Consider the following 8,371-nt stretch of genomic DNA (forward strand, 5'->3'; position numbering starts at 1 on the left):
CGAAGGATACTGCGCCAAGGGCCCGCGCCATCCGACGCGGGCACTTGACACAAGTTAATCAAGACGATTGATTAACTAGACGATCGGCGCGCTCGCCGGGGCCGTCAAGGGCTGACGCCCGATCCGAAAGGAACCACCACCCAATGCATGACGACATCCCGCTCACCGTCGGCCGCGCCACCCGGGTGCTGCGCGAGCGGATCCAGCCCGCCGTCCACGCGCGGCGCGTGCCGCTCGAGGTCGCGTTCACCGAGCTGCCGGGCGAGCCGATCCCGCCGGGGGAGGGACTCGCGCTCGACTACGCGCCCTTCGAGGTCGGGTCGGTGTGGGGAGCCGCCTGGGGCACCACGTGGTTCCGCGTGCGCGGCACGGTGCCCCCCGAGTGGGCGGGACAGCGCGTGGAGGCCGTCATCGACCTCGGCTTCGACGTCGACAGGACGGGCTTCCAGTGCGAGGGTCTGGTCTACCTGCCCGACGGCACCCCCGTGAAGTCGCTGAACCCGCGCAATCAGTGGGTGCGGATCGCGGATGCCGCCGCGGGCGGCGAGACGGTCGAGTTCCTCGTCGAGGCGGCCGCCAACCCGGTGATCCTCGAGCATCACCCGTTCCTGCCGACGCAGGAGGGCGACATCCTCACCTCCTCGCCGAAGCGGCTCTACACAACCCGCCACTTCGACCTGGCCGTGTTCGACGCCGAGGTGTTCGAGCTCGGGCTGGACGTCGAGGTGCTGCTCGAGCTGCAGGCGGAGCTGCCCGAGTCGAGCCCGCGGCGGATGCGCATCCTGCAGGCCCTCGACGACGCGCTCGACCTGCTCGACCTGCAGGACATCTCCGGCACGGCGGCCGCCTCCCGCGCGGCTCTCGCGCCGGCGCTCGCGTCGCCCGGCGAGGCGTCGGCGCACGAGATCTCGGCCGTCGGCCACGCGCACATCGACTCGGCGTGGCTGTGGCCGGTGCGGGAGACCATCCGCAAGGTCGCGCGCACCACGTCGTCGATGACGGATCTGATCGGCGAGACGGACGACTTCGTCTACGGGATGTCCAGCGCGCAGCAGTACGCGTGGATCAAGGAGCACCGTCCCGAGGTGTACGAGAAGGTGAAGGCCGCCGTCGCGGAGGGGCGGTTCCTGCCGCTCGGCGGCATGTGGGTCGAGTCCGACACGGTGATGCCGACCGGCGAGGCGATGGTGCGGCAGTTCCTCTACGGCCAGCGCTTCTTCGAGGAGGAGTTCGGCATCCGGTCGAAGGGCGTGTGGCTGCCCGACTCGTTCGGCTACTCGCCGGCCCTGCCGCAGCTCATCCGGCGCGCGGGCTTCGAGTGGTTCTTCACGCAGAAGATCTCGTGGAACCAGGTCAACCGGTTCCCGCATCACACGTTCGCGTGGGAGGGGATCGACGGCTCGCGCATCTTCAGCCACTTCCCCTCGATGGACACCTACAACTCGCAGCTGTCGGGCGCCGAGGTCGCGAAGGCGTCGCGGCAGTTCCGGGAGTCGCGGCGGGCGAACGGATCCATCGCGCCGGTCGGATGGGGCGACGGCGGCGGCGGGACGACCCGCGAGATGACCGGAAAGGCGAAGCGCCTGGCGGATCTGGAGGGGTCCGCGAAGGTGCGCTGGGAGCATCCGGATGCGTTCTTCGACCGGGCGAAGCAGCAGCTCCCGCAGCCTCCCGTGTGGGTCGGCGAGCTTTACCTCGAGCTTCACCGCGCGACGCTCACCAGTCAGCACAAGACGAAGCAGGGGAACCGCCGCACCGAGCACCTGCTGATCGAGGCGGAGCTGTGGGCAGCATCCGCCGCGTTCTGGACCGGCGCCGAGTACCCGTACGACGAGCTGGATGCGCTGTGGAAGCAGGTGCTGCTTCAGCAATTCCACGACATCCTGCCGGGAAGCTCGATCGCCTGGGTGCACCGCGAGGCGGTTGAGCAGTACGAGCGGGTGGCCTCTGAGGCGGAGGTGCTGATCCAGCGTTCGCTGGCGCCGCTCGCCGGGGACGGCACCGAGACGGTGGTGTTCAACGCGTCTCCGTACGGTCAGCGCGGGCTCATTCCGCTCGGGGCATCCGTCCCGCGACAGGATGCCGACGCGGTGACGGTGGAGGAGTCGGGCGGCGGGTACATCCTGGACAACGGGCGGGTGCGGGTCACGATCACGGCGGAGGGCCTCATCACCTCGGCGATCGACCACCGCACCGGGCGGGAGGCGATCCCGGCCGGCACCGAGGCGAACCTGCTGCAGCTTCACCAGGACTTCCCCAACATGTGGGATGCGTGGGACGTCGACCGCTTCTACCGCAACCGGGTCGACGACCTGCGCGCGGTGGAGTCGCTGACGCTCGAGCAGGAGCCGGGCGCGGTGACCGTGGCGGTGACGCGCGCGTTCTCGCGGTCGCGGCTGACCCAGCGGATCACGGTGCGGGCCGGATCGCCCGCGGTGGAGTTCGCGCAGAGCACCGACTGGCACGAGACGGAGAAGTTCCTCAAGGTCGCGTTCCCGCTCGACATCCAGGCCGAGCACACGGCCGCCGAGACGCAGTTCGGCTACACAAAGCGGGTGACCCACACGAACACGAGCTGGGAGGCGGCGAAGTTCGAGACGTCGATGCACCGGTTCGTGCACGTCGAGGAGCCCGGCTTCGGCGTCGCGCTGACCACCGATTCGACCTACGGCTACGACGTCACGCGCGACTCGACGCCCGAGCAGGGAGTGACGACCACCGTGCGGCTGTCGCTGCTGCGCGCGCCGCGCTTCCCCGATCCGGAGACGGATCAGGGCGAGCAGACGCACCGCTACGCCTTCGTGATCGGCGCGGGGATCGAGGACGCGACGGCCGCGGGGCTGGCGATGAACCTGCCGGTGCGCGAGGCGACGGGATCGCCGGTGGCGCCGGTGGCGCAGGTGTCGGGCGGGATCCTCGTCTCGGCCGTGAAGCTCGCAGCGGATCGTTCGGGCGACCTGATCGTGCGCGTGTACGAGCCGTACGGGCGTCGCGCCTCGGGCTCGCTCGTGTTCGGCCGTGCGGTGTCGGCGGTGTCGACCGTGTCGCTGATCGAGGACGGGCCCCTCGAGGGGCTGTCGTTGGTGGACGGCCGCGAGGTGGCGCTGTCGCTCACGCCGTTCGAGGTGCGCACGCTGCGCGTCTCGCTCTAGGCGGGGGAGGGGCGGCGTGTCCCCGAGGTGCCGGTTCGTTCCGGCATCTCGGGGACGCGGCCGTTGTGGTGGCCCCGAGGCGTCGGTTGATTGCGGCACTTCGGGGACACCGCCGTCCTGCAAGACTGAGCGCGGGGGAGGAGGACGATCGAGGAGCACCCCGATGAAGCATCCCCGCAGCGCGCTTGCGCTGATCCTGACCGGCATCCTGGCGACGACCATGCCGGCCGTCGCATATGCCGACACGACGCCGACGCCCGGCTGGACCGTCGCGCACGAGACGACCTTCCCGGCGGAGGACATCGCCACCATGCGGGTGCTCGACGAGCCGGCATGGAAGAACGGCGAGATCCAGCGCTACGCGCCGTCGCAGGTCGCCCCGCTCGAGGGCGGCGGGATGCGGCTGACGGCCGAGCGCTCGGGCGAGGAGTGGCTGTCCGGCGCCGTCGAGCTGCGGGACGTCATCATCCGGCCGGGCTCGTACGTGACGGCGTCCGTGAAGCTGCCGGAGGGCCAGGGGTTCTGGCCCGCGTTCTGGATGTGGAACACCGCCGGCGGGCGGGACACCTCGGAGATCGACATCGTCGAGACCGCGAGCCCGTGGTGGAACGAGGCCGTCTCGTCGGTGCACGGGGCCAAGAAGACCGGACTCGCGTCGATCGTCACGCGCACCGACGGCTCCTGGGCCGAGGCGGTGCACGATTACGCGGTGTGGTGGGAGCGAGACGTCGTCGTGTTCTACATCGACGGCGTCGAGGTCGGGCGCTACGCGGGCCGGAACATCCCCACCACCGACATGTTCGCGGTGTTCAACGTCGCGATCGGCGGCGCCTGGGCGGGGATGCCCGATGAGACGACGCCGAGCCCCGCCGACATGATCGTCGAGGACTTCGCGGTCTACACCCACGGCACCGCGCGCCCGGCGGCACCGCCGGTGTGACGTCAGTCGAGCAGCGCGGACGTGCGCGGCCCGAGGCCGAGGCCGGCGGCGGCGCGCAGCTGGTCGGCGGTGTCGACGTCGCGGCGCAGGGAAGAGGTCGCGGGGATGTCCAGAGCGGCGAACCCGGCGTCGGCGTGGCGCGCGGCCGAGCCGCCGCCGAAGGCGGGCTCGAGCGGCGCGCCCGGCAGCGCCGCGATGAGCGTCGTCCCGGTGCCCTCGGCGTCCGGGACGTACGCGCGGTCGTGCGCGGCGGCGAGTTCGAGCGCCGTGTCGAGATCGGCGGGGTGAAGGGCGGGCAGGTCGCCGAGCAGCGCCGCGCGGTGCCGCGCCGGCTCGACGGCGGTGAGGCCCGCGGCGATCGCGGGGTTGAGCCCGCCGTCCGGGTCGGGCACGACCCGGACGAGCGGCCGGGGGCCCGCTCCGGCGTCGCTCACCACGCGGAGAGCCAGCTCGCCGTCGGCCGTGACTACGATCACCTCTGCAACATGCTCGGCGCGGCATACGGCGTCGATCGTGTCGAGGGCGATCGCCGTCGCGAGCTCGGCGCGATCCGGATGCGAGAGGCGGGACTTGCCGGACGACCCCTTCACCGGGATCACGACCGTCCAGCCGGGTGCGCTCAACGGAAGCGCTCGCGCAGGCGCGGCAGCACCTGCTCGCCGTAAAGGCGCAGGAACGCCTCCTGGTCGTGGCCCGGGTCGTGGAAGACGAGGTGGCGGAAGCCGAGCTCGACGTAGGTGGCGATGGCCTCGATGTGCTGCTCGACGTCGTCCGAGACGATGAACCGCGAGGCGGCCCGCTCGATCGGCAGCTCCTCAGCGCGGCGCTGCATCTCGATGGGGTCGTGGATGCCGGTCTTCTCCTCGGGCTTGAGCGCGAGGGGAGCCCAGAACCGCGTGTTCTCCTTCGCCTGGACGAGGTCGGGACGGAAGGACACCTTGACCTCGATCAGCGTGTCGACGTCGTCGCGCGAGCGGTTGCCCTTCTCGATCCCCTCGTCGAAGGCCGGGAGGAGGGTGTCCGTGTAGAGCGACGGGTCCTTGCCGCTGGTGGTGATCCACCCGTCCGCCATCCGGCCAGCGAGGCGTGTGGCCGCGGGGCCCGATGCGCCGATGTAGATCGGCACCTGCGTCTCGGGACGGTCGTAGATCGTGGCGTTGCTTGTGGAGTAGTAGGTGCCCTCGAACGTGACGCGCTCGTCGGTCCACAGCTTCCGGATGAGGGTGATCGCCTCCTTCATCCGCTGGAAGCGCTCGGGCGACTCGGGCCACTCGAGGCCGAGGGTGACCTCGTTGAGGGCCTCTCCGGTGCCGACGCCGAGGATCATGCGACCGGGGTGCATCGCCCCGAGGGTGCCGAACGCCTGGGCGACGACGCCCGGGTGGTAGCGGAACGTCGGGGTGAGCACCGAGGTGCCGAGCAGCACCCGGCTCGTACGCTCGGCGGCGGCGCCGAGCCACGGCAGCGCCGCCGGGGCGTGACCGCCGTCGTGCATCCACGGCTGCATATGGTCGGAGAGGAATACCGAGTCGAAGCCCATCTCCTCCGCGAGGATGGCGTAGTCGAGAAGCTCGCGCGGTCCGAACTGCTCGGACGACGCCTTGTAGCCGAAGCGCATCGGGATGGGCATGTCGTAGCTCCTTGCGGGGTCAGGGGATGAGGGCGGGGTCCAGGATGTCGTCGCGCACCCGGGCGAGACGATCGCGGAAGTCGGCGACGGTGCCGGGCCAGAGCAGCGTGAGGCGGCCGGAGCGCGGGTCGGTGTACCAATTGCGGCATCCGCCGTCGACCCAGGGGGTGCCCGCAGCGCGCTCGGCGATCTCGGCGGTGTACGCCTGCTCGGTTGCCGCATCCACGCGCACGGTCCGGCCGGACGCGATCAGGCCGGCGGCGAAGGACGCCTGGTGCTCCATGATCAGCACGGCCGAGTTGTGACCGAGAGAGGCGTTCGGCCCGTTGAGCACGTACAGGTTCGGGAAGCCGTGCACGAGGGTCGATCCGACCGACGTCATCCCCTCCGCCCAGTGCTCGTCGAGGGTCAGGCCGTGCTCGCCGGTGACGAGCCTCGCGTACGGCTGCCGGGCGGCCTCGAAGCCGGTGGCGAGGACGATGACGTCGGCCTGGTGGCGCGCACCTCCGGCGGCGACGAGCATGTTGTCGTCGACCTCGACGAGGGCCGAGGGCTCGAGCCGCACGGCGCCGTCGGCGATCGCCGGATAGAACTCGTCGCTGAGCAGCACGCGCTTGCAGCCGAACGCGTAGTCGGGCGTGAGTGCCGCGCGCAGCGCGGGATCGGGGACCTGACGCGCGAGGTGCGCGAGCGCGATGTCCCGGGCCGCGGCGGCCGCCTCGGCATCTCCCGACCGCGACGCGAAGCGGGCCTCGCCCTCGACATACAGCTCGTCGCGCAGCCGCGAGACGGCGTCGGGGTCGCCGCGCCACTCCTCTCGCTCGGCCCGGCTGTAGGCGCGATCGCGGCGCGGCATGATCCAGGCGGGAGTGCGCTGGAACAGGGTGACATCCGCTCCGCGGCGGGCGAGCTCGGGCGTGAGCTGCACCGCACTGGCGCCCGTGCCGATCACGGCGATGCGCGCGCCCTCGATGCGGATGCGCTCGTCCCAGCGCGCGGAATGGAACACCGCGCCGGGGAAGTCGGCGAGCCCCGGCACATCCGGGATCAGCGGTTCGGTGAGCCTCCCGGCGGCGAGGATGAGGTTCGTCGCCACGACCGGGGCAGGCGCCGCGCCGGGCGACCGAGTCGGCACGGTGGAGACCACCCACCCGTCCTCGCGCCACTCGGCACCGGACATCGCGGTGCTCAGGCGCAGATGCCGCTCGAGGCCCTCGTCGCGCACGATCCGCTCGAGGTACGCCCGGATCTCCGTGCCCGGCGCGAAGGTGCGAGACCAGTCGGGCGACGGGTGGCTGGAGAGCCCGTAGAGGTGCGCGGGAACGTCGCACGCGACTCCGGGGTACACGTTGTCGCGCCATGTGCCGCCGACGGCATGCGCGCGCTCGAGGATCACGAAGTCGGAGATCCCCTCGGCGCGCAGGGCGAGCGCCGCGGCGATGCCGGCGAATCCCGCGCCGACGATCACGGTCTCGACCCGGGATGGCAGATCCGAAGGGATCTGCAGATCCGAAGGCGCGGTCATCCGGATCCCTCTTCGGATGCGCCGATCCCTTCGGATCCGCGGCGTCCCGTGGCCCGCACGGCGGTGAGCCCCGCGCGGACGGGCGCATCGCCGTAGGTCGTGGAGCGCTGGCGGAAGGGGCGGAACAGGCGTCGCGCGATGTCGCGCGCCTCGGAGATCGGCAGCTCGAGTCCCCGCTCGACGCCCGCACCGGGAAGCACGCGCCCGTCGAGCAGCGTGCCGCCGAGGTCGTCGCCGCCCGAGCGCAGCAGCTCGACGGAGGTCGGGACGCCGTGGCGGGTCCACGGGATCTGGATGTGCGGGATCACTCCCGACAGGAACAGCCGCGCGACGGCGACCATCGCGCGGTGCTCGTCGAGCGCGGCCCGCCCCGCGACGAGCGGAACCCCGCCGCCCATCGGCTGCGGCAGAGGGATCGGCACGAACTCGGTGAAGCCGCGCGTCTCGCCCTGGATCGCCGCGAGCTCGCGCAGGTGCGCGATCCGCTCGGCCGCCGTCTCGACGTGTCCGTAGAACAGCACGGACGTCGAGCGGAACCCCGCGCGGTGCGCCGCGGCGATGTTCTCGCGCCAGCGGTCGATCTCCAGATCCGTGGGGGCGATCAGGCCGCGCACGCGCTCGCTCAGCACCTTGACGCCGGTGCCGGGAACCGTGTCGACGCCCGCCTCGCGCATCGCCGCGAGCGCGCCGTCGAGGCCGAGGCCGGAGCGGTCGGCGAGGTCGGCGACGTCCTGCGGACGGAACGCGTGAAGGTGCATGCCGCTTGCGGCATCCTTGATCGTCCGGGCGATGTCGAGGTACGCCTCGGCGTCCTGGCCCGGCGCGACGAGGCCTTGCACGCAGATCTCCGTGGCGCCGAGCTCGGCGGCATCGCGGGCGATCTCTGCAAGGGCCTCGAGGTCGAAGGTGTCTGGCTCGCCCGTCGCCACGCGCCGGAAGTTCGTGGAGGCGACGTTGCGGTTCGACACGATCGTCAGCGCCTCGCCGACGGTGTAGCGCCGCACGTCATCGGCAGTGGCGGCGAGGGCGTCGACGTCCGCGCCCTCGGCGCGCAGCAGGATCTCCCACTCGCCGTCGTCGAGCGAGGACGGGTCGGATGCGGCGCGGGAGAGGAGGCGGGGGAA

General features: G+C 71.6%; 6 protein-coding genes. 2 read left to right on the top strand and 4 right to left on the bottom strand.

The features are described 5' to 3' along the window. Window positions 1-143: 143 nt before the first annotated feature. Window positions 144-3,152, top strand: coding sequence for an alpha-mannosidase (locus IR155_RS11665; protein WP_135114999.1), 3,009 nt, complete (start codon window positions 144-146; stop codon window positions 3,150-3,152). 163 nt (window positions 3,153-3,315) lie between these two features. Beyond that, window positions 3,316-4,092, top strand: coding sequence for a glycoside hydrolase family 16 protein (locus IR155_RS11670; RefSeq protein ID WP_135115000.1), 777 nt, complete (start codon window positions 3,316-3,318; stop codon window positions 4,090-4,092). A 2-nt stretch (window positions 4,093-4,094) separates the two neighbouring features. On the opposite strand, the gene cofC is transcribed toward IR155_RS11670, so the two are convergent. From cofC to IR155_RS11690, 4 genes are all read right to left on the bottom strand, one after another. Beyond that, window positions 4,095-4,715, bottom strand: a complete 621-nt coding sequence (gene cofC / locus IR155_RS11675) for a 2-phospho-L-lactate guanylyltransferase (protein WP_135115001.1) — start codon at window positions 4,713-4,715, stop codon at window positions 4,095-4,097. Next, the gene (fgd, locus tag IR155_RS11680; protein ID WP_135115002.1) at window positions 4,712-5,722 is read right to left on the bottom strand and encodes a glucose-6-phosphate dehydrogenase (coenzyme-F420); all 1,011 of its coding nucleotides are present in this window, start codon (window positions 5,720-5,722) and stop codon (window positions 4,712-4,714) included. The genes cofC and fgd overlap by 4 nt, the downstream gene beginning before the upstream one ends. Before the next feature lie 19 nt (window positions 5,723-5,741). Continuing rightward, window positions 5,742-7,247: a flavin-containing monooxygenase gene (locus IR155_RS11685; RefSeq protein ID WP_135115003.1), complete on the bottom strand. Its 1,506-nt coding sequence runs from the start codon at window positions 7,245-7,247 to the stop codon at window positions 5,742-5,744. After that, window positions 7,244-8,371 (bottom strand): radical SAM protein (locus IR155_RS11690; protein ID WP_325052694.1); only part of this gene is annotated, 1,128 nt, incomplete at its 5' end. The genes IR155_RS11690 and IR155_RS11685, both read right to left, overlap by 4 nt.

The organism is Microbacterium paludicola (genome assembly GCF_015235415.1).
Taxonomy (GTDB): domain Bacteria; phylum Actinomycetota; class Actinomycetes; order Actinomycetales; family Microbacteriaceae; genus Microbacterium; species Microbacterium paludicola.

Coding starts and splice junctions, on each gene's coding strand:
- IR155_RS11670 (WP_135115000.1), top strand. CDS start 3,316: ATGAAGCATCCCCGCAGCGCGCTTGCGCTGATCCTGACCGGCATCCTG.
- fgd (WP_135115002.1), bottom strand. CDS start 5,722: ATGCCCATCCCGATGCGCTTCGGCTACAAGGCGTCGTCCGAGCAGTTC.
- IR155_RS11665 (WP_135114999.1), top strand. CDS start 144: ATGCATGACGACATCCCGCTCACCGTCGGCCGCGCCACCCGGGTGCTG.
- IR155_RS11685 (WP_135115003.1), bottom strand. CDS start 7,247: ATGACCGCGCCTTCGGATCTGCAGATCCCTTCGGATCTGCCATCCCGG.